This is a genomic window from Photorhabdus hainanensis (genome assembly GCF_018448965.1).
Classification (GTDB): domain Bacteria; phylum Pseudomonadota; class Gammaproteobacteria; order Enterobacterales; family Enterobacteriaceae; genus Photorhabdus; species Photorhabdus akhurstii.
Map to the genome: position 1 here is coordinate 26,718 of NZ_RCWD01000032.1, position 22,494 is coordinate 49,211.

General features: G+C 45.3%; 14 protein-coding genes. 10 read left to right on the top strand and 4 right to left on the bottom strand.

What is annotated here, in order from left to right; translation table 11 throughout:
- Positions 1 to 36 precede the first annotated feature (36 nt).
- Together malF and malG are read left to right on the top strand one after the other, a co-directional pair.
- Entirely contained in the window at positions 37 to 1,593 is a 1,557-nt protein-coding gene (malF, locus tag EAE92_RS17660) for a maltose ABC transporter permease MalF (protein ID WP_214069023.1), read from the top strand.
- Positions 1,594 to 1,605: 12 nt separating this feature from the next.
- A complete protein-coding gene (gene malG / locus EAE92_RS17665; protein WP_214069024.1) occupies positions 1,606 to 2,496 on the top strand; it encodes a maltose ABC transporter permease MalG in 891 nt (296 codons plus the stop codon).
- Between the two features lie 66 nt (positions 2,497 to 2,562).
- Here malG and EAE92_RS17670 read toward each other — a convergent pair whose 3' ends face one another.
- On the bottom strand, positions 2,563 to 4,578 hold the full coding sequence (locus EAE92_RS17670) for an LTA synthase family protein (RefSeq protein WP_214069025.1): 2,016 nt from the start codon (positions 4,576 to 4,578) through the stop codon (positions 2,563 to 2,565).
- A 291-nt stretch (positions 4,579 to 4,869) separates the two neighbouring features.
- On the opposite strand from EAE92_RS17670, the gene EAE92_RS17675 reads away from it, so the two are divergent.
- Both EAE92_RS17675 and EAE92_RS17680 read left to right on the top strand, forming a co-directional pair.
- On the top strand, positions 4,870 to 5,745 hold the full coding sequence (locus tag EAE92_RS17675) for an arginase family protein (RefSeq protein WP_214069026.1): 876 nt from the start codon (positions 4,870 to 4,872) through the stop codon (positions 5,743 to 5,745).
- A gap of 795 nt (positions 5,746 to 6,540) precedes the next feature.
- Positions 6,541 to 7,638, top strand: a complete 1,098-nt coding sequence (locus EAE92_RS17680) for an ISAs1-like element ISPlu18 family transposase (RefSeq protein ID WP_214069027.1) — start codon at positions 6,541 to 6,543, stop codon at positions 7,636 to 7,638.
- Between the two features lie 273 nt (positions 7,639 to 7,911).
- On the opposite strand, the gene malQ is transcribed toward EAE92_RS17680, so the two are convergent.
- The gene (gene malQ, locus EAE92_RS17685; RefSeq protein WP_214069028.1) at positions 7,912 to 9,999 is read right to left on the bottom strand and encodes a 4-alpha-glucanotransferase; all 2,088 of its coding nucleotides are present in this window, start codon (positions 9,997 to 9,999) and stop codon (positions 7,912 to 7,914) included.
- 9 nt (positions 10,000 to 10,008) lie between these two features.
- The gene (gene malP, locus EAE92_RS17690) at positions 10,009 to 12,411 is read right to left on the bottom strand and encodes a maltodextrin phosphorylase (protein ID WP_214069029.1); all 2,403 of its coding nucleotides are present in this window, start codon (positions 12,409 to 12,411) and stop codon (positions 10,009 to 10,011) included.
- A gap of 424 nt (positions 12,412 to 12,835) precedes the next feature.
- Between malP and malT the strand changes: the two genes are divergently transcribed.
- Entirely contained in the window at positions 12,836 to 15,550 is a 2,715-nt protein-coding gene (gene malT, locus EAE92_RS17695) for an HTH-type transcriptional regulator MalT (protein ID WP_214069030.1), read from the top strand.
- Between the two features lie 11 nt (positions 15,551 to 15,561).
- On the opposite strand, the gene EAE92_RS17700 is transcribed toward malT, so the two are convergent.
- Positions 15,562 to 16,755 carry a multidrug effflux MFS transporter gene (locus tag EAE92_RS17700; RefSeq protein WP_214069031.1) on the bottom strand — a complete coding sequence of 398 codons (1,194 nt, stop codon included), beginning with the start codon at positions 16,753 to 16,755 and terminating at the stop codon, positions 15,562 to 15,564.
- 942 nt (positions 16,756 to 17,697) lie between these two features.
- Between EAE92_RS17700 and EAE92_RS17705 the strand changes: the two genes are divergently transcribed.
- The 5 genes from EAE92_RS17705 to EAE92_RS17725 all read left to right on the top strand — a co-directional run bounded on the left by EAE92_RS17705 (position 17,698) and on the right by EAE92_RS17725 (position 22,468).
- On the top strand, positions 17,698 to 18,948 hold the full coding sequence (locus tag EAE92_RS17705; protein ID WP_422616064.1) for a class-III pyridoxal-phosphate-dependent aminotransferase: 1,251 nt from the start codon (positions 17,698 to 17,700) through the stop codon (positions 18,946 to 18,948).
- Positions 18,948 to 20,009, top strand: coding sequence for a zinc-dependent alcohol dehydrogenase (locus EAE92_RS17710; RefSeq protein ID WP_214069033.1), 1,062 nt, complete (start codon positions 18,948 to 18,950; stop codon positions 20,007 to 20,009). Before EAE92_RS17705 ends, EAE92_RS17710 begins: the two co-directional genes overlap by 1 nt.
- 13 nt (positions 20,010 to 20,022) lie before the next feature.
- A complete protein-coding gene (locus tag EAE92_RS17715) occupies positions 20,023 to 20,655 on the top strand; it encodes an HAD family hydrolase (protein WP_214069034.1) in 633 nt (210 codons plus the stop codon).
- A 65-nt stretch (positions 20,656 to 20,720) separates the two neighbouring features.
- A complete protein-coding gene (locus EAE92_RS17720) occupies positions 20,721 to 21,872 on the top strand; it encodes an MFS transporter (protein ID WP_214069035.1) in 1,152 nt (383 codons plus the stop codon).
- Between the two features lie 14 nt (positions 21,873 to 21,886).
- Positions 21,887 to 22,468: a DUF1349 domain-containing protein gene (locus EAE92_RS17725; protein ID WP_214069036.1), complete on the top strand. Its 582-nt coding sequence runs from the start codon at positions 21,887 to 21,889 to the stop codon at positions 22,466 to 22,468.
- The last annotated feature ends 26 nt before the right edge of the window (positions 22,469 to 22,494 follow it).

The window sequence follows — 22,494 nt, forward strand, 5'->3', positions numbered from 1 at the left end:
TAAAGCTGTTACGTCGTAGTAAAAAGGAAGAGCATTATGTCAGCGACGCTCGAAAAAACATCATGGTGGCAGCATTCTGCTCTGAAATGGTTTGCAGTAAGCCTGTGTATACTCTTTACCGGTTATCTGGTGGTACTGATGTATTCACAGGGAGAGTATCTGTTTGCAATACTGACGCTGGTATTGTTGGGAACAGGGGTTTACGTTTTCGCTAACCGCAATACTTATGCCTGGCGCTATGTTTATCCGGGTATAGCCGGAATGGGATTGTTTGTACTGTTTCCTCTCATTTGCACCATTGCTATCGCCTTTACTAACTATAGCAGTACCAATCAATTGACTTTTGAACGTGCGCAATCTGTCTTGATGAGTCGTCAGTATCAATCAGGACAAACGTTTACTTTCAAGCTCTACCCAAAATCAGAACAGTGGATTTTGGCACTGAGTGTTCCGGGCCAGACTAAGCAACTGGTGTCCGAACCGTTCTCGCTGTCGGCAACGAAAGAGACGGCTCTGCATTTGTATGAGCAGGATAACATTCAGTACGGTGAAGCGGCGGCATTACGCATTATCACCCAAAATCGACAGGCGCTGAACCAGTTGGTTGCCGTTTTACCGGATGGCAGCCGACTGAAAATGAGTTCTCTACGTCAATTCTCTGGCGTACATCCCCAATACTTGCTTGGGGAAGATGGTAAAATCCTCACCGACAATCAAACAGGCACGCTTTATCGCCCCAATACCGATACCGGTTTCTATCAGTCTGTCAATGCTGAGGGACAATGGGGAAATGAGACTTTGACACCTGGATTTACGGTTTCCATCGGCTGGAAAAATTTCCTACGAGTAATACAGGATGAAGGTATTCAGAAGCCGTTTTTCTCTATTTTTGTTTGGACGGTTGTGTTCTCTCTGATCACTGTGGTGTTGACGGTCGCTGTTGGTATGGTTTTGGCTTGCATCGTGCAGTGGGAAGCGCTGAAAGGGCGTGGCATTTATCGTATGCTACTTATTCTGCCTTATGCCGTGCCATCATTTATTTCCATTTTGATTTTTAAGGGATTGTTTAATCAGAGTTTCGGCGAGATTAATCTGTTACTTAATGGTTTGTTTGGTCTTAAGCCCGCTTGGCTTACCGATCCTACTTTGGCCCGAACCATGCTGATTATAGTAAATACTTGGTTGGGTTATCCCTACATGATGATCCTCTGTATGGGGTTGTTGAAGGCAATACCAGATGATCTGTATGAAGCATCGGCAATGGATGGCGCAGGGCCGTTTCAGAACTTTTTTAAGATCACTTTCCCATTGCTGATTAAACCATTGACGCCGCTAATGATTGCCAGTTTTGCCTTTAACTTTAACAACTTTGTTCTGATTCAATTGTTGACCAATGGCAGGCCAGATCGGATTGGCACTACGACGCCGGCAGGCTATACCGATTTATTAGTGAACTATACCTACCGTATTGCTTTCGACGGTGGTAGCGGTCAGGATTTTGGTTTAGCTGCGACGATTGCAACGGTGATCTTTTTGCTGGTTGGCGCATTGGCGATTATTAACCTGAAAGCCACCCGCATTAAATTTGACTAAGGAGGGAATGCAATGGCGATGGTTCAATCCAAATCGCAGAAATGGCGTTTGTTGGCGACACATTTGTTGATGTTAACCTTTATTGCCATGATCTTATTCCCGTTGTTGATGGTTATTACTATCTCCTTGCGGCCGGGGAACTTTGCCACGGGGAGTTTGATCCCGGAAAGCATCTCTTGGGAGCATTGGAAATTGGCGCTTGGTTACAGTGTGGTATCACCGGATGGCCGTGTTACACCGCCGCCTTTCCCCGTTATGCTATGGCTCTGGAACTCTGTTAAGGTCGCCTTTATTACCGCTGTAGGTATCGTGACATTATCAACGACTTGCGCTTATGCCTTTGCTCGTATGCGTTTTCGCGGTAAAAGTATCGTGCTGAAAGGCATGCTAATTTTTCAGATGTTCCCGGCGGTGCTCTTTCTGGTGGCGCTATATGCCTTGTTTGATCGACTAGGAGAATATGTACCGTTTATCGGTCTTAATACCCACGGTGGTGTGATTTTTGCCTACCTGGGGGGCATTGCGTTGCATGTCTGGACGATTAAAGGTTATTTCGAAACCATTGATGGCTCCTTGGAAGAGGCGGCTGCGCTTGATGGCGCGACACCGTGGCAAGCTTTCCGTATGGTGCTGTTACCGCTTTCGGTACCGATTCTGGCGGTAGTGTTCATTCTTTCCTTCATCGGTGTGATTACGGAAGTGCCTGTTGCTTCATTGCTTCTGCGAGATGTGGACAATTACACTTTGGCGGTGGGCATGCAGCAATACCTTAACCCACAGGACTATCTTTGGGGAGATTTTGCCGCTGCCGCTGTGCTCTCAGCACTCCCTATTACCATCGTTTTCCTGGTTGCTCAACGCTGGTTGGTCAATGGTTTGACCGCAGGGGGAGTTAAAGGATAATCGCAATATTCATCAGGGTGAATCCCTTTAATAGGTCGAAATTAAAGGGATTCACGGAAATATCAATTATTGCTGGTGGTGAACTTGACGATTTAATTGCCATGACAGGAGATCGGTAAATACCTGCCAACGTTGGAGCTGTTTGGTTTGGTCGGCTGTCATTGGCTGGGGTTCACCGAGTAATAAGCCTGTTTGATTTGCCCACGGTCGAAATTCACCTTTGCCAATCATGATATAGGCCCCTTGTGGTGTAATCGTGACTTCTGGGTTATATCCTTGGCACCAGATAGGGTCTAGATGTTTAGCCAGCAAATTACAGCCGGTACGGTAGTAAGCTGTATGTGACAAGCTCAAATGGTAGAGGGTTGGCCAAATGTCTTTATGACTGCCGACTCTGGTCGCGTCAAAAGTTGCGTTTTGGCGATAAGCGGGCGGCACGTAGAGATAAAACGGCACGCCGTGGCCGATTGCCAATTCGTGAGCATCTGGATAGCTAATACCTCGAATATTATGGTCACCGGTTGCCGCAATAATGGTATGGGAAGCCAATGACTGGGATTTCACCCAACTAATAAACTGCCCTAATTGATCGTTAGCATAACGCAGAGTGTGGAAAACCTCTTGTAGTTCATCACCGCTAGCCAAATGACTTAAACGCTGCTTCTCTATATCGTTCAGCTTAATATCGGTTTTCTTATAGCCTTCTGGTGATTTATACGGAGGATGATGAGTCGTAGACAATGACATAATCAGAACATGCTCCCCGTTCTTTTCTGCCTGAGTCAGGCGATCTTTAATATAACGGAACATAAACTCATCAGGTACGCCCCAAGTACCAAATTGGGCTTCTGGATAGCGTTTTTTCAGCCCATTCTGATCGATAAATTCACTAACGCCCAAGTTTGGCAAGAACTGATTTAAATTACGCCATGCGCCGTTACCGGATGTGACGAAGATAATTTTGTAACCATTCGCCAGATAGGGTTTGAACATATTGCTGGTGAAATCGAGATCCTGCGCGATGGATTGACTGATTGCGCTGTTCGGGCTGCGGATCAAGAAACGGCTCAAACTGTCAATAGTGCCATCGCCTTCGGAAACGAAACGTTCAAAACGCCAGTCGTTTTGCCAGTGCTGGCGTAGGGCGCCAAAAACATCAAGATCTGGGCGATCCAAGCTTTGTAGGTGATAACCCATACTCTCCATGACGTTAAATATTACGTGAGGTGGATTTTTTTGAGCGGTAGGGTTGTCGGCGGTTTTAGCCATAAACGGTGACAGATTTGCGGGGGTTGGTTTCTCCAGAAAATGGTTTAATAACCAGCTACCTTGTTCATCGGTTGCTTCTGGGAAGTCGCTATTTTTGTAGTGATCATTAAACGCCCAGTTCAGTGCCATTGGGCCATTAGGCGTCAACATATTAAGCATTTTGACTTCTGAAACCTGTGTATTGGCCTGACGTAGTGGAAAGGTTCCTATGGAGCCACGCATGCCAACGAAACAGACGGTCAAGATAACCAGCGTCGCGATAGCAGAAACGGGTAAGCTGGTTTTGCGCTCTGTGCGTGCAATAAGGTAGCGTTGCCAGAGCAGACAGGACCAGAAAACAGTCATTGCGAACAGCGCTAAACAGAGCAAACTTTCGATAACAGGATAGTCGTTCCATAGGGTGTGTAGCACGGCTTGCGTATCATCTTCCACTAAGCCGAAGATGAAAATATCGAACGACCGTTCATAGGTGGCATAGTAGTAAACATTACTTACCGTCAAAGCCCCGACCACGGTACTGAGTGTTGTTGCCAACCACGGATAGGCGTGTTGCCATATGTTGAAGCTATTTTTATTAATGGCAAATAAGCTAGCAATCAGCAGACAAGGCACAAACAGCAAACTGGCAATTCGAATATCAAACAGTCCGCCGATCCAGAACATGCGTTCCACGTCTTGAGTAGAATCAACAAGAAGCTGATGATTGCCATAAGCTAAGAGAAGATAGATTCTTCCCGCCATTTGTGTTGCTACCGTTAGCAACCAAGGAAGTAGAAGTGCGATAAAAGCCAGTTTAAATCTGGAAAACCACATAATGCCTTCTTAATTGGTAATAGATTGATCAGGTTAATTTAGTGTTTATCAGGTCAAGATCCTATCTCATTCAGCAATTTACTGCCTATCCCATTGGGTTATTTTATTTGCTATTTTTTGCAGTAGAGTGGTTATTGGTCAGATAGAAGCGATTGAAGGATGGTTCAGACTGAAAATCATCTTTACCTCGAAAAGGCACTCCAGCCGACATAAGGCGGGAAAGGAGTGTCGATGAGGCGTCAGCCTGGCTGATGTTGAATACACTTTACATATATGCAAAGGAGTATCGTAATGACTAACTGTTCAAATACTATCAGGCTGGTTATGCCGCAGTGGCAAGGGGGAAATAACCCGGCATACAAATTTGGTGCGGAAATGCTGAACTGGCTTGCACCGGAAACGGATGCGCCTGTTATTCATGTACCCATTCAGGAACCCGCCGAGCCTCTCTCGGTAGAAAATGGCATTATCGGCAGGGAAGCACTTAAAACTCAGCTTAGTAGCGTCTGGAAAATTATTCGTGAATATAAGCCAGATAATATCGTCACGTTTGGTGGTGACTGTCTGGTTGATCTCGCCCCTTTTGCCTGGCTGAGTGAGCGCTGGGGAGAAAAGCTAGGGATACTGTGGATTGATTCGCATCCTGATGTTATGACTCCCGCTCAATTTCAGAATGCTCACGCTCATGTTCTTGGCGCACTGATGGGCAATGGCGATCCCGATCTGACAACCACCGTGGTTTGCCCAGTACCTTCCCGGAGAGTCATGATCGCAGGAATACACAGCCCGCTGGAATATGAGAAAAAGTTCATTGCTGATAACGCAATCAGAATTTGTTCTCCGAATGATGTCAGAGCGGGAGGCGAGTCGGTGATGAAATGGATTGAAGAAGAAAAAATCGAATGTCTGGCAATTCACATTGATTTGGATGTACTGGATGAAAATAACTTCCGTTCCGTATTGTTCGCTCGTCCGGGTGCCTGTGAGCATGATTTCGCTGGTATCGCCAAAGGTAAACTTAACATTCCCGATGTGCTGGCTCTGATCCAAAAGGCAGCCTCTCGGGCTAAAGTTGTTGGGCTTGGGATTGCAGAACATCTTCCTTGGGATGCTATGAATCTTAAAGATATGCTTGAACAGCTTCCTTTAATAGGGCGTTCAGATTAGTTGAAATATCGAATTGTTTTATCTGGGGTCAATATCGGCGGCTTTATACGAAAAGTCATCGAAGTGGATATTGACCTTAACCCCAAAATCGGCGTGGACTGGTGCTTTAAGGGCAATAAAATGTGGCAGTGACTTAAATATGTGAAAGAGTTCATGAAGGCGTTTTCGTTACAACAACGGCCTGGAATGAAAAAATGCGTGTACTGCCATGATAAAAGCTTATTTATTGCCAACCCCAATATACCGGATTAATATCTCGATGCTTTTGGGGTTTTATATTGCCTCTGTATCAGATGAAAATTCACAGTGATTTTTATTCATTCCGTATATGGATGGCGATTAATTAGCCATTTTGCGTGACATTAATCACATTTTCTTCATGTTCATCTGATAAATATCGTGATCTTGTGGTAATAGTATTTAGAGAGCGAAATTCTCTGTTATCTGTTATCTGTTATCTGTTATCTGTTATCTGTTATCTGTTATCTGTCTCCACTCCATCCTACTCAGTTGGAAGCGGTCTGTTGTTCTCTCTAACGCCACGTATTAAATGATGGCTGTTTTACGCTGTCATTTTTTACTGCGGAACAGACCGGCGCTATTTAAAAGAGCCGCCTGTCATGGCTCGTTTAATGGCTTCCTGCATTATCCCCATCTCAGGATAATGGTCAGGGTGAGATCTCACCTTTTTAATAAGGTTATTTTGGTTAAATAAAAATCAGAATATGACTTTTTATAGGCATTTCTCTCATTAAAACGTTAAGCTCTCTCTTCCATAAAAAAGCGATCCTAATAATGAGTATTTTTAATTTTATCAGCAAGATAGAAGACCCGCGTTCTGACATCAATAAAAAACATGAATTAATGGATGTGATTTTTTTAGCCTTCTCCGCAGTATTATGCGGCGCTTCTGGCTGGAAATCGATTCAGGAATTTGGTGAGTTACAGAGCGAGTGGCTTAAACAATACACGCATTTTACTCACGGTATTCCTCGTCGTCACTGTATTGCTAATATTATCAAAATGATAGAGCAAGATGCACTGGTTGAAGCCTTTTATGCCTGGATCAACCAGCGTCGGGTCAGGGCAGGAAAAAGTCTTATCGCCATTGATGGAAAAACCCTGAGAGGAACCTGTAAGGGGACATTATTTGAAGCCCTGCATGGGGTCAGTGCTTATGATGTTGAATCTGGTGTAGCCCTATACCATCAGGCAGCCGAAAGCAAAGGTCAGGAAGGTCCGGTTGCCAGACAATTGATTGAATTACTGGCGCTTGATAGCGCGATTGTCACTATGGATGCCCTGCATTGCCAGAAAGAAACCCTTGCGTTAATTACTCAGCGCGGCGGTGATTTTATTGTGGGTCTCAAAGGCAATCAAAAAAACCTCCATGAATGGGTCAAATCGTATTTTGCTTCGCATTATGAGAGTGATGAGCTTGTTGAATTTACGCAGAAAAATAGCGGTCATGGACGGACAGAATTTCGGCATGTCATGCAAATTAGTGCCGTATTACCGGAGGTCCTTCGGCGGCAATGGCCTTCAATACAAAGTGTTATTGAAGTCGTCAGTGAACGAAGCGTAAAAGGTCAGCCTCCCCATCGTGATTCACGCTGGTATGTCAGCTCGCTACCGTTGGAGGTGGAAATCGTGGCTAAGGCAATAAGAAAGCACTGGTCGGTGGAAAACGAGCTGCATTGGGTATTAGATGTCACTTTTCGAGAAGATGCTATCTCACTCAAAGATCCTGATGGGGCTGCACAAATGGCGCTTTTTAACCGAATTGCATTAAGTGTGATTAAACAGAATACCAGTATAAAAGACAGTCAGGCGGCTAAACGTCGAAGAGCCATTTGGTCAGGGGAATTCCGTAGTCAACTGATCTTTGATTAAATTAAATACAAAGTGGAATCCCGCCCTGACTTTTGGTGATTAAAGTTTTTATCTGTTTTTTCCGGGGTACGCTTGGCCTCTTTATCCAGCTTTTAAAACCACACTGACAGATAAAAAAGGCTTTTCTGAATGCCTGTTTTATCATTGATGAAAACTCAACGTTGGTAATCAAGGTGTTAACAGTCAGCAATATAAAGGATGGTTTATAGATTAAAACCATCCTTTAAACTGGACAGGATAATGCTTTCGGAGGAGAAATAGACGTTACGGCATTTAACCTCTGGCTATTCCCGTTTTTTTACGGCATCTATCTACATCTTTCAGCAATTGGTTGACATGATCATCACCAAACAGGGTTTCCAGAGTGGTATTCAATTTACGTCGCCAGTTAGGATATTCCATGACCGTACCTGGAATATTGACCGGTTTATCCATATCCAGCCAATCTTCGGGTTGCAGGCCCAGTAGTGCGCAGGCACTGTGGGCGATATAACGATGTAGCCCTTGGTTTATTATCGGTGACATGTCTACCTCTTTTGCCATGTGGCCGATATGTTCCGGGATACAGCCGTAGCGATGTAAGCCTTCTAATAACCCTTGTTTGCTCGCTTGACGGTCAGTATGTAACCCTTGAAGCAGGTCTTTATCAGGATATAACTTGAGTGATTCCCCAAGTGTCAAATCGGCGCTTTGCCAAAATCCACGCAAGGTCGGTAAATCATGGGTGGTGATGGTCGCCATTGCTTGTATCGGGTAATCCTCAGGCGCACGGTATTCTCCATTGCCATGACGCTCAAAGTAGAGCACTTTATAAGAATAGACACCGCTGTCGCGCAGTTTGCCGACAATCTCTTCCGGTACAATTCCCAAATCTTCACCAATAACCAGACAGCGATGGCGTTGGCTTTCTAATGCCAGAATGGCCATCAGATCATCAACCGGGTAGTGTACATATGCTCCTTTGTCGGCGGTTTCGCCATAGGGAATCCACCAGAGCCTGAGCATCGACATCACGTGGTCAATGCGTAGCGCGCCGCAATAGGTCATATTGGTGCGCAGCAGCTGAATGAACGGCTGGTAAGCCTGGGCTTGCAAAACATGAGGATTCATGGGGGGGAGGCCCCAATTTTGACCCAGTGGTCCAAGAGCATCCGGTGGCGCTCCCACTGATGCTTTAGTGCAGTAGACAACCCGGTTGCACCAGGTTTCCGATCCGCCTTCCGCTACGCCAACGGCCAAATCACGATAAAGCCCAATCGGCATGCCGCTTGTTTGGCTTTGTGCAAAGCAGTCTGCAAGTTGCGTATCGGCCAGCCACTGTAACCAGAGGAAAAATTCCACTTCCTGCGGGTGAGACTGGCAAAATGTTTGTACGGCTTCGTTGTGCGGATCGCGGTATTTTTCCGGCCATACCGGCCAGCCCCAATAGGAGTTATCTTCGGCATATAGTCGGCAATGCAGAGCGTCATAAGCGGCTTGATAGTAGAGACATTCACCGCCCTGAATGACAAATTGGCGGAAAGCGGTTTTTGATGAATCATGTTCTGGGCGTGTACTGAATTGTTGATGTGCCAGACGCAGTGCCGCCATTTTCAACGCCATCACTGTGGTGTAATCCACCCACTTTGTACTGCGGGAATACTGTAATGCCCGTTGAGTCTCTGGTGATTGCCACCAACTCTGTGCTTCTTCACTGAGTTTGAAATCTTCAACCTGATTAACGTCAATGTAAAGCACGTTAAGCCAGTTGCGTGAAGAGGGGCTATAGGGACTGGCGCTTTCTGGCATGGCAGGGTGCAACGCATGTAATGGGTTCAACCCGATGAAAGCGCCTCCACATGCTGCTATCTCTTTCAGCATGTGTTTCAGGTCGCCAAAATCGCCGATTCCCCAGTTGTTTTCTGAACGCAGGGTGTAGAGTTGCACACAGGCGCCCCAAAGTTTTTCTCTCCTTAGTAGAGCGTCTGGTTCGTAGCAGCGTTTGGGCGCCACGATAATCCGCATGGACCAGCATTGGTTTTCTTGTGTCAAAGTAAGGTGATGGTAGCCCAGAGCAAGCGTATCAGGTAGCGTTAATATGTGGCGGCAATGCCCCTGAAATACCTCTCCTTGTTCTGTCTGTATCTGCCATTGGTAGTGCTCTTCATCTTTCAGGGCGATAGCGAAGCGCTCGCCTTGAGTAAAAACTTTTACTGTCGGCAAAGGGGAAACCGACCCGCAGGCCGGTTTGTTTTCACTTATTGCATCCAACAAGTAGTGTCGGGTCTCCGTTGGAATCGCTTGCGGTTTACCATAAGCATTAATATAGCTGGCGACAATGCCAGCCTCGGTCGCTAAATGATCGAGGCTTTTCTCCTCCATGATTTTTCCTTATCTCTTTGCTTGCCAGATTCGTTGTTGATAATCACGGATTGTTCGGTCAGAGCTGAACATGCCCATTCGGGCGGTATTTAGAATGGCGCTGCGTGTCCAGCTTTGAGTATCGCGGTACAAGGCATCGATCCGTTTATGCGCGTCACAATAGGAGGCAAAATCAGCTAGCGCCAGATAAGGATCGCCACCTTCAATCAGACTATGTAGCAGCATATCGAATGCTCGCTTATCGCTATAACTGAACTCGCCGCTAGCCAGCGCCTTGAGTATGTTGTCCAGATGCTGATCTTCCTTGAGTAGTTTCAGCGGGTCATAACCGGCAGCTTTTAAGGCTTTCACTTCTTCTACGGTATGCCCGAAAATGAAGATATGGTCATCCCCGACCTGTTCGGCGATTTCGACGTTCGCTCCATCTAATGTTCCGATGGTCAGGGCGCCGTTTAGCGCCAGTTTCATATTGCCGGTACCGGAAGCTTCCTTACCGGCAGTGGAGATTTGTTCTGAAACATCGGCAGCCGGGATCATGAGTTCTGCGACAGAAACTTTGTAATCGGGGATAAAAGCGATCTTAATGCGATCACGGACGATCGGGTCGTTATTAATTTTCTCCGCCGCCTGATTGATGGCAGAGATAATGTTTTTTGCCAAATAGTAGCCAGGAGCGGCTTTTGCGCCAAACAGGAACACGCGCGGCACGATATCCAGCGCCGGGTTTTCCTGAATTTGTTTATAGAGCGATAGGATATGCAACAGGTTCAGATGCTGACGCTTATATTCATGCAAGCGTTTAATTTGCACATCAAAAATGGCGCTTGGATCTAGCTTAAGCCCCATCACTTTATTGACATAATTGGATAGCAGAATCTTGTTGTCTTGTTTGATAGCTCGGTACTCTTCGCGGAAAGCGGCGTCATCTGCATAGGGTTCAAGTGTTTTAAGAGCATCGAGATCATTAATCCATTCGCGATTAAGTGTGCGGTCAAGCAATCCTGACAGTGCCGGGTTACACTGTTTAAGCCAACGACGTGGGGTAACGCCGTTTGTCACATTGAGAAACTTATTCGGCCATAGTTGATGGTATTCAGGAAACAGATCCTTAACGATGAGCTGTGAGTGCAGCGCGGCTACCCCGTTTACGGCAAAGCCCGCGACGACGCAAAGATTCGCCATGCGTATCTGATGGTTATAATGTACAGCCAATTTTTCCCATACGGCTTGTTCGCCGGGCCAATTTTTGTCCACCAACTTTTTAAACCGGTAGTTAATTTCTTTAATGATGCTGTAATGGCGTGGCAGCAGGCGGCTGACTAGATCCTCGTCCCAACATTCCAAACCTTCTGGCATCAGGGTATGGTTGGTATAGGCGAAAGTATGGCTGGTTATCTCCCATGCTGTTTCCCAACTCATCTGGTGTTTATCCAGCAGAATGCGCATCATTTCAGGGATGGCGATCGTTGGATGGGTGTCGTTAAGCTGGATAACTTCATACTGAGGCAGATCTTCCATTTTGCGGCCCGCTAGCTGATGGCGACGTAGGATATCTGCGACGGAGCAGGCGCACTGGAAATATTGTTGCATCAGACGCAGGCGTTTGCCTTCCTGATGATTATCATTCGGATAGAGAACTTTTGTCAGTTTAGCGGCTTCAACACCTTGCTGTTCTGCGGCCAGAAACTGCCCGGCGTTGAATTTGTCGAGATCAAATGGCTCGGCATGGGTTGCTTGCCACAGGCGTAATGGTTGAGTAATGCCATTGCGATAACCAATGACGGGTAGATCCCAGGCTTCTCCAATCAAGGTAAAGTCAGGCGCCCAGATTTCGCGTCCATCATCGGTTATGACGACTTTGCCACCGAAATTCACTTCAACATCTAATTGAGTGTTGTGACGGAACCAGGGATAGGATTCTCGTTTCCAATTATCTGGTGCTTCAATTTGTTGCCCTTGTTCAAAGGATTGGCGGAACAGGCCGTATTGATAATTCAGACCATAGCCAATTGCCGACTGACCGACGGTTGCCATAGAGTCCAGAAAACAGGCGGCGAGCCGTCCCAAGCCGCCGTTACCTAAAGCGGGGTCGGTTTCCTGTTCCAGAAGATCGCTGAGAATAATATTTTCTTCTGCCAGGTAAGCCTGAACGTCTTCATACCAACCAAGGTTAAGCAGATTGTTTGCGGTCAAACGGCCAATCAGAAACTCCATCGAGATGTAGTTCACATGGCGTTGTTGGTCGGAATGATCGATGACAGGGCATGCGGGCAACAGCTCTGACAGGGCCGCGCTAACGGCTTGCCACCACTGATGCTGGGTCATTTCCTGTGCTGAACCGAGGCCAAAGCGCTGCCATTGACGTGTCAGCGCAGCCTGAAACTGGGCTTTATCTAATCTGGACTGTTGCATGGAGTCTTTATCCTGTAGCTGAAAAGGAAAATTTAAGCACTATGCTGAATGCTCTCAGGATCTAAAGCATCATCCTGGAGAGGTATTAGTCAGGGAGGAGTAGAAGGGCGTAGCCAGTAACTATATTTCGCATCATTTTTGCATCCATTGAGTCCATTTTATTCCAGCGGATCGATTAAGGTAATTTGCTAATCGCTTCCATAAATTATCTGTAGAAAATGGAATTTGCTGTTCAAGAATGTGATAGGGCACGCAACTTAATACTATGGGGTTCGCAAACATATTTGCAAAAGTCATCTATTTCACTAAATTTGGTTGGGTTGATTAATGACGTCAATACGGACCGTGAGATAATTATTTAATAACATCACATAGGGTTCCGACGCGGGTTTCACTTATCGCTTCTTAATGGGCACGGAAATTAATGCTTATCCCATCAAAACTGAGTCGTCCTGTTCGTCTGAATAATACAGTCTTGCGTAAGCGTCTGTTAATTAGACTGAATGAGTCGTCTAATTATCGTCTTGTGCTAATAACCAGCCCTGCTGGTTATGGCAAAACCACATTGGTCTCTCAGTGGGCTGCTGGGCAAGATAATCTGGGGTGGTATTCTTTGGATGAGAGCGATAATCAGCCGGAACGTTTTGCCAGTTATCTTATCGCGGCGTTGCAGCAGGCTACGCGGGGACATTGTGTTAAAAGTGAAGTGTTGGCCCAAAAACATCAATATGCCAATTTACCCGCGCTTTTTGCTCAATTATTTATTGAACTTAGTGAGTGGCAGCGGCCCATTTTCTTGGTGATTGATGATTACCATCTGATTGTAAATAATATTATTCATGAGGCTATGCGATTTTTCCTGCGTCACCAGCCTGAGAATCTGACGTTAACCATCTTATCGCGTAATTTGCCTTTTCTTGGGGTTGCTAATCTGCGAGTGCGTGAGCAATTGCTGGAAATTGACAGTCAGCAACTGGCGTTTGATTATCAAGAAACGCAGCAATTTTTTGATAAGCGTTTAACCACATCCCTTGACGCTGACGATTGTAAGCGCCTATGCAATGAAGTGGCGGGTTGGGCAACGGCGCTCCAGCTTATTGCGCTGTCAGCGCGGCAGTCGTGTGATGCCGCTGAACTGTCGGCTAAGCGCTTGTCAGGCATTAACGCCAGCCATCTTTCCGATTATTTGGTGGATGAGGTACTCAATCAGGTGGATAGTTCGACGCGTGAATTTTTGTTGCGCAGCTCTATCTTACGCTCCATGAATGATGGTTTGATTGTTCGTCTGACCGGTGAAGAGAATGGTCAGCAGCGCCTTGAGGAAACCGAACGTCAGGGGCTGTTTATTCAGCGTATGGATGATTCTGGCGAATGGTTTCGTTTTCATCCGCTTTTTGCTTCGTTTCTACGTCAACGCTGTCAGTGGGAAATGGCGTTGCAATTGCCGGAGTTGCATCGCGCGGCCGCAGAAGGCTGGCTGGCGCAGGGGTATCCGGGCGAGGCGATTCATCATGCCTTGGCGGCGAGTGATACTGCCATGTTACGCGATATTTTGTTGCAGCATGCTTGGTCGCTGTTTAACCACAGTGAGTTATCTCTGTTGGAAGAGTGTATGAATGCGTTGCCTTATGAGCAGCTATTGGAGAGTCCGCGTCTGGTGTTGCTCCAGGCTTGGCTGGCTCAAAGCCAACATCGTTATTCAGAGGTCAATACACTGTTGAATCAGGCGGAACAGGCGTTGCAACAGAAACAAATTGCCATTGAGCCGGATCTGTTAGCTGAATTCGATGCGCTACGGGCTCAGGTGGCGATGAACAGTGGTAAGCCGGAGATGGCTGATAAGTTGGCGAAACAAGCTTTGGCGGCACTGCTTCCTCAGAATGAATACAGTCGTATTGTTGCGACTTCCGTGGAAGGGGAAGTATTACATTGTAGAGGTGAGTTGGCTGATGCATTAGCGCGGATGCAACAAACCGAGCAGTTGGCGCGTCGTTTCCATGTTCATCACTATGCGTTGTGGGCGCTGTTGCAGCAAAGTGAGATTTTATTAGCTCAGGGATATTTGCAGACGGCTTATGAAACGCAGAGCAAGGCGTTTGAATTGATCCGTGAACAGCATTTGGAACAGTTGCCAATGCATGAATTTTTGTTGCGTATCCGTTCACAGCTTTTGTGGTGCTGGTCTCGTCTTGATGAAGCCGAAGAGGCTGCGCGTCGTGGGCTGGAGGTGTTGTCTAACTTCCAACCTCAACAGCAGTTGCAGTGTCTGACCCAGTTGTCTAAATGTTCTCTGACCAGAGGAGATATTGATAATGCCCGCCGTTATCTGGCGCGTTGTGAAAACCTGCTAAATAATGGGCAATATCATAGAGATTGGCGCACGAATACTGACAAGCTGCGAGTCATCATTTGGCAGAGTATGGACGACAAAAGCGCCGCTATTCGGTGGTTAGCGCAGACTGAGCGGCCAGAAAGCGTCAGTAATCATTTTAATCAGGGCCAGTGGCGCAACATTGCTCGTGCTCAGATTCTGCTTGGTTTGTATGATGAAGCTGAGTCCATTTTGGATACACTGAATCAACATGCGAGAGAATTGCAATTAATCAGCGATCTGAATCGTAATTTATTGTTGTGTAACTTGCTTTACTGGTATGTAGGACGCAAAAGCGAAGCGCAGAGTGCGCTTATCGAGGCATTGTCTCTGGCTAACCGTACCGGATTTATCAGCCATTTTGTCATTGAAGGCGAGTTGATGGCCCAACAGCTACGTCAGCTTATTCAACTCAATACCTTGTCTGAGCTGGAGTTGCATCGTGCGCAACGCATTCTGCGGGATATCAACCGTCAACATCGCCATAAATTCGCCCATTTTGATGAAAGTTTTGTCACTCAGTTGCTAACACATCCTGATGTGCCTGAGCTTATTCGCAATAGCCCGCTGACACAGCGTGAGTGGCAGGTGTTGGGATTGATTTATTCAGGCTACAGTAATGATCAGATTGCCGCAGAGTTGGATGTAGCGACGACAACTATCAAGACGCATATACGGAATCTGTATCAGAAGCTAGGAATTGCGAATCGCCAGGAGGCGATTCAGCAAGCACAGCAACTGATGCAGATGATGGGATTAGGTGTGTGACAGATAATATTTTAAGATTTTAGCGAAACTGCCCGCCCTTTCAGATTGCGACTGCGTAGGTATGCTGACAGGGTTAGCGCGGTACCGAGTAACATGATTAACACCAGCGACTGTTTGAGCGAAAATGGCAACACCATCGCGATGAGCGAGAGAGCGGAGCCGACAGCCATCTGGACGAATCCTATCAGTGCGGAAGCGACCCCGGCTTCGTCAGAATAAGGTTCTAGCGCATAACTGGTGGCAGGCCCCATAGCAAATGCCATACCTGTACAAGCGAAAGCAACCGGCAACATGTAGCTTAACCAGTGCTGGCTGGCGGCAGTCGGCAGATGCATGCCAGAAAATAGAGACAGGCTAGCCAGCGCCATCAGAATTGCCCCTAATAGCAGGCAGCCAGGGCGCCCAATTCGATGGATGATTTTGTTGACGGTTAGGAAGGCGATCATCGCCCAGAACCCGTTGCCGCCAAAAATCAATGAAAAGGCTAACGGTGATACATGGCCCTCGGTCATCAGCACGGTGGGGGCAAATGACACATAGGTAATGACTATGCCCATAATGCCGGCGTTGACCAGGGCAAAATGCATAAACTGGGCATTACTGAGAATTTGGAAGTATTGCTTTAGCGGTAGCCCGCGAACAGTCTTAGTATTAGCGGGGCGCGTTTCTGGTAACCAGGCGGCAATGATCAGTAGTGTAATAACTGAGTAGCAAGTTAAAAACCAAAATGGCGCCCGCCAGTTGAAAATTTCGGCCAGAATACCGCCAAGTAATGGGGCGAGAGCCGGAACAATATTTAGCGTACCGTTAATGAATCCATAGGCTTTGGCGGCTTCATCACCGTTTAGGCGATCACGCACACCGCTAACGCAGACGACACTGGTACAGCAGACAGCGCATCCTTGAATAATTCGCGCGGCAATAAAAAGTTCGGGAAAAGTAGAAAGCGCTGCGATCACAGAACCGATGATATATAAGATGATACCCGTCAGGGCCACTGGCCGACGGCCGAATTTATCTACCAATGGTCCAGCGATTAACTGGCCTAGCCCCATAATTAATAAAAATAAAGAAATCGTTGACTGAATAACTTCATTGTTAACTTTAAAATCCTCGGCAATGGCAGGGACGGTAGGCAAGAATACATCGACACCTAAAGGTCCAAAAAGTGCCAGGCTAAGTAGTAGAAGAATATAATTTTGCATGTGTGTTCTTTTGATATTTCAATAATGGTGGTGGTTTTATTGGTGAATAGGCTCAGTGGAATTGATTCTTTAGTGCGACCAAAGATCTTGGATACACCAGAAATCCTACTGGCAAATCATTTCAAGCTGACGATAGGGATGTTTAAGGATTACCCACAGACTGAACCCTTTACTTTTTTTAAAGACTGAACTTTATACGAGCTATTCATTGGTGTAAACCGACTAGCTTGTATGGGTATTTTTAAAAGAATTTTATATATACCCGTCATCTTTCAAGTTGTCTCTTTGTTGGCTGCACTCGCTCACCCCGGTCACATAGTTCGCTATGCTCCCGGGGATTCACTCCCTTGCCGCCGCGATACATCTTGAAATCCATAGGGTATAGGAAAAAAATACCTGATATATCACCTCAAAAGGCTATCCCTGATAGTAATATCTGATTATTTTTAATGTCAAAATATTATAAATGCAGATAAACAATATCGCGCTGTAATAATCAGTGCGTTCTGTACTCGACATTTGAATGTCAGTCGAGAGTCTGGCTATATTCAGTGTATGAAAAGCACGCCGTTTCAGACAAATAGAAATAATCGAGAATTTTTTATTACATTTTATCACCTTTAGAAAATAACCACGCGTAAATATAAATGCTCTTAATCATCAGCGCAAAAGTCGGAAAGGGAGAGATTTTTAGTAAAGTTTTGCAGGATTTTTAATAGAATTTTTTGTCATAACCCGATAGATCAGCAGTTCTGCATGCCATTAATTAATCATTCAAAATAATAATGTATTTTATACAAAATACTTTAATTTTTTAAATGTTTTTGATGTTTTTACATGTTCTTTGTTGATCTAAATTAATTTTTAGTAAATATTCTCTTACCTGTTAAAGATTATTGTGCTTTCTTATAGTTGGAAATGATTAATTAGGGTAATGAAATGATGGAAAATGGTAAACGATTTGAAGATGTGCTTTCTCGCTTTGTTGGGAACGGCCCTTATCTGGAAATTGATGGTGAAAAGTATATCGATGCAGCTTCGGGGACATTTAACCTTCCACTTGGGTACACTAATCGCAGAATAACAGAAAAATTAAAACAGCAGATCGATAGATGTACACATCTGAGTTCAGCCTATACCCATGAAATGTCACAATATATTTTGGCTAAATTAGTTAAACATACCCCTAAGGGCATTGATAGAATATGGTTGCGTGATGTTTCCGGTTCTGGGGCGGTTGAATGTGCAATTCGTATCGCGCAAAAAGCAACAGGGCGTTCAGGAGTTATCTCTTTCTTTCTGGCTCATCATGGTCAGTCTTTAGCCACAGCGCAAATTTCGGGTAATGCTTTTAGAATTAAAGATTTTCATGTCAACATTGATGGTTCTTTAAAAGTTCCAACCCCTGCTAGTGTTATGTCAGAACTTGGACCAAATACAGAACCCAATCAATATTTTGACTTAGAACAATTTATTCAATTGGGTTCAAATGACAATATTGCTTGTCTTATTATTGAACCGATTCAAGGAAACGGCGGAAATAACGTTTTCCCCGTCGATTTTTACCGTAAGATCAGAGACATCTGCCATAAACATGACATTATTATTATCGCGGATGAAGTACAGACTGGATTTGGCCGTACCGGAACATTCTTTGCTTCAACCGGTTACGCTAAAGAATTAGAACCGGATATTATTGTTTTCGCTAAGGGCGCTGGTGGCATAGGTATTCCTACCGGTGGTGTGCTGATGCGGAGTTCATTAGATGTATTAGAGTCATTCGAACATTCCAGCACATCAGGCGCTAACCCTCTTTCATTAACAGCTCTCAACGAAATTATCGATATTATCGAAGACGAACAGGTTCTGGAGAATGTGCAACGTCATGAAGCTTATTTACGTGATGGCTTATTAGCATTACAGCATAAATACCCAGAGATTACCGGTGTTAGGGGCGTCGGTTATATGTTTGGCTTTGATACGCCATCACCGGAATTTGCGGCACAAGCGATCGCAATAGCGAATTCCCATAATTTGATCATCCGTGGTTCTCGCTATGGTAAAGGTCGTGCGCTTAAAGTTCGTCCGCCGCTAATTTGTACTCAGGAACATTTGAACGAAATTCTGCATAAACTTGATCTGACTTTTGCTGATATGACATTAAATATGTTTGACAACAAGGAGGTAGCGTAATGAAAGCACTTAAATTTAATCGGGTGTGGGATGTGCAAATCCAGGATGTTGAACCGTTACGCTGTGTTGAACCTGATGATGTCGTCGTTGATATTGCGGTGTGTGGCGTTTGTGGTACGGATGTTGGGATTATCACCGGATCTTATCCTGTTGCTATTCCGGGAACCACTCTGGGCCATGAAACAACGGGAGTTATTGCGCAAATAGGGAAGGGTGTCACACATTTTAATGTGGGTGATCGTGTTGTTATCAATCCAACCTATTCCTGTGGGCACTGTCGGATGTGTCAGACAGGCAGTCCAAATCATTGCGAGAAAAAATTGGGAACCGAAGCGGGGGTTTCCTATGACGGGGCATTTGCTGAACAGTATCTGGCTAAAGAGAGTTCACTGATAAAGCTGGATGATCATGTCAGTATGGAAGAGGCATCATTGACTGAGCCACTCAGTTGCACACTGACCGGGGTTGATAAACTGGGCATTACTCATACTAATATTCGTGCGGCGGTCGCTGGCGCAGGCCCAATGGGAATGCTCTACATTTGGGCTTTACATGCCAAAGGCGTTAAGGCTTTCATGGTCGAGAAAAACGAAAGTCGTGTTCAATTTGCCAAAGAAAATCTGCCGCCGGAATGTGAGCTGTATACTGATTTTAATGAGGCATTGGCGCAACAATATGGTGATAAATCAGCGCTTATCGATCTCTGTGTGGATACGACCGGGCAGCTAACCGAATACATTTTTGACCATTTGGCGCCTGGCGGAAAATTGTTGAATGTCGCGCTTAAAGATAAGCATGCCAATCTTGATATCTTGAAAATTGCTGATAAGAGCCTTTCCGTGATTGGTTCCATTGATTCTCTGAATAACAGTTTTGAGCGTGCTTATACCATGATCCGTGATGGTGTTATTCCAGCCGGTCGTCTGGTCAGCCAGGTTTTCGATTTTAATGATTATTTGCAGGCTTTTCTCACGGTCGGTTGTGATATTGCGTGCAAAACTCAAAAACCACTGTTTACTCCGAATTGTAAAGTGCTGATCCGTATTTCCGATCTAAAATAATGGAATGTTTCACATGGATAGATTTAATGTGATTTTTGATATCGATGGAGTCATTGTTGACAGTGAACAACTGCACTTTGATGTTCTTTGTGATTTGGCTCCTGACTACACACAGCATGCACAACCACAGCAACTTATTGGCCTGAGTTTGGAAGAAACGTTAGATTACATTGGGGTGCCAGCTCAGCGACAGAAAGAGATCACTGCCCAAATCGTCGCTGTTTACAAAGATAAGCTATCTAAAAGTTATCTTCGTCCAGGGATTTCCAGGTTGATAGCGGCCTTACAACAGCACAGTATCCCTTTTGGCTTTGTTTCTACTGCGCCGCGGGAAGTCTGTTTGGCGAATATTGGATTACTGGAATTGAGCGAAAGCCCGGCTTTAATCTCTGGTGATGATGTTGTGAGGACGAAACCTCATCCAGATCCCTATCTTGCTATGTTGAAATTGAAGTCTATGGATGTTCATCAGACATTAGTGATTGAAGATACCGATTTGGGTATTACAGCAGCAACGCAGGCGGGTATTCCCTATGTATATGCTTGGCCCCATGCTTTATCGGTTGCGGAACAGTATCAACAGGCAACTCGTATTATTGGGGCGCTGACCGATATTCCGCAATTTTCTAAAATTAATTTTGGGTAACTTAATGCTCTCCGTTAGTGTTAGTGATAGCGGAGGGCATTTTATTGACATAGAAGGAACATGAGTTGTCTGATCAAAATATTATCTCTTTGGTAAAACAACCCATTATGGCGACGCGCGCCGCTTTTTTTATTGCTGGTTTTAGTCTTGCAAGTTGGGCTCCCCTTATTCCTTTAGCTAAAGAACGGTTACAACTTGATAATGGCGCTATGGGGCTTCTAATGTTGGCATTCGGCATTGGTTCTTTCATCATGATGCCAATAGCGGGCATGTTAGCCGCACGTTTCGGTTGCCGGAACATTTTCACTTTATGTGCTTTGATCGTGCTAGTGATGTTGCCAGGGTTAAGTGTATTACCGACGCCACTGACACTGGCTTGCGCTTTATTTGTCTTTGGCGCAGGTATTGGGGCAATGGATGTTGTGGTCAATATCCATGCCGTCATGGTCGAGAAAATGGCTCAGCGGCCAATTATGTCTGGCTTTCACGCGTTATTTAGTTTGGGCGGGATCGCCGGCGCAGGATCGGTGAGTGCATTATTGTCTCTGGGAGTATCACCTCTCCAGGTGATGGTAATGGCGGTATTACTGATTATTTTATTGCTATTGCCGGTATGGGGTGGGTTATTGAACGAAGCCGAAGCGGGTAATACGCCATTCTTTGCTGTGCCTCATGGGATCGTGATTTTATTGGGCTTTCTCTGTTTTGTCGCCTATATCATGGAAGGATCAATGCTGGACTGGAGCGGTATATTATTAACCAGCGTACATAATATCAGTAGTCATCAGGCTGGCATCGGTTATACCTTGTTTGCTATTGCTATGACATCGGGCCGCTTTATGGGTGATAAGATTATTGCCCTTTATGGACATCAACGAGTTTTTATCAGCAGTGCTTTATTGGCGACTGTTGGGTTTATTCTTATTTACTCAGCATCAACCGCAATGATATTAGGACTCTCTTTCCTGATGATAGGCGCCGGATTATCCAATATAGCGCCAATGCTTTTTACCGCTTCTGGTCAACAGAAAATTATGCCTGATTCGCTGGCTGTTGCCGCGGTTTCTACAATGGGATATTCAGGGATTTTTCTGGGACCTGCAATCATTGGTGGATTAGCGCATATTGTGACATTACACGGCGCTTTTGCTTGTATTGCTTTACTCTCTATCTCCTTATTTGCAGGATATAAATTGATTAATTCGAGCGGAAGATAATAGAGGAAATTCCTATGAGTTTGTCACAATATCATTGGCTTAATGAACCATCTGATTGGCAATGTGGCAGTGATTGGCTTAATGTCATCACAGATCATAAGACCGACTTTTGGCAGAAAACGTGGTATGGCTTTGAACGTCATAATGGCCATGTTTTTGGGCGTTATGTTGAGAATGATTTCACCTTTCAACTCTGTATTGAAGGCTGTTTTGAACATTTATACGATCAAGCAGGTGTCATGCTATTAGTCGATGAGAAACATTGGCTGAAAGGCGGAATTGAATATTCTGATGGTCATGCCACGATTGGTAGTGTGCTGACACGTCATCATTCTGATTGGTCTATGGGCGTATTTCCCGGTGATTCTAGTAAATTCTGGTTACGTTTGACTCGTGAAGAGGGATATTTAAGACTGCAATATTCCACTGATGGTTTACGGTGGCCATTGTTGAGGTTGGCTCCTTTTTTTGAAGATAAACAACCTGTCTTTGTTGGTGCAATGTGTTGTTCTCCAGAACGGCACGGATTACAGGTGCGGTTTTCTGATTTCCAATTGACACCGCCAATAAAAAAACCATTGCATGATTTAAGTTAGCCAGACATGCTTTAAAGCACCCGGAG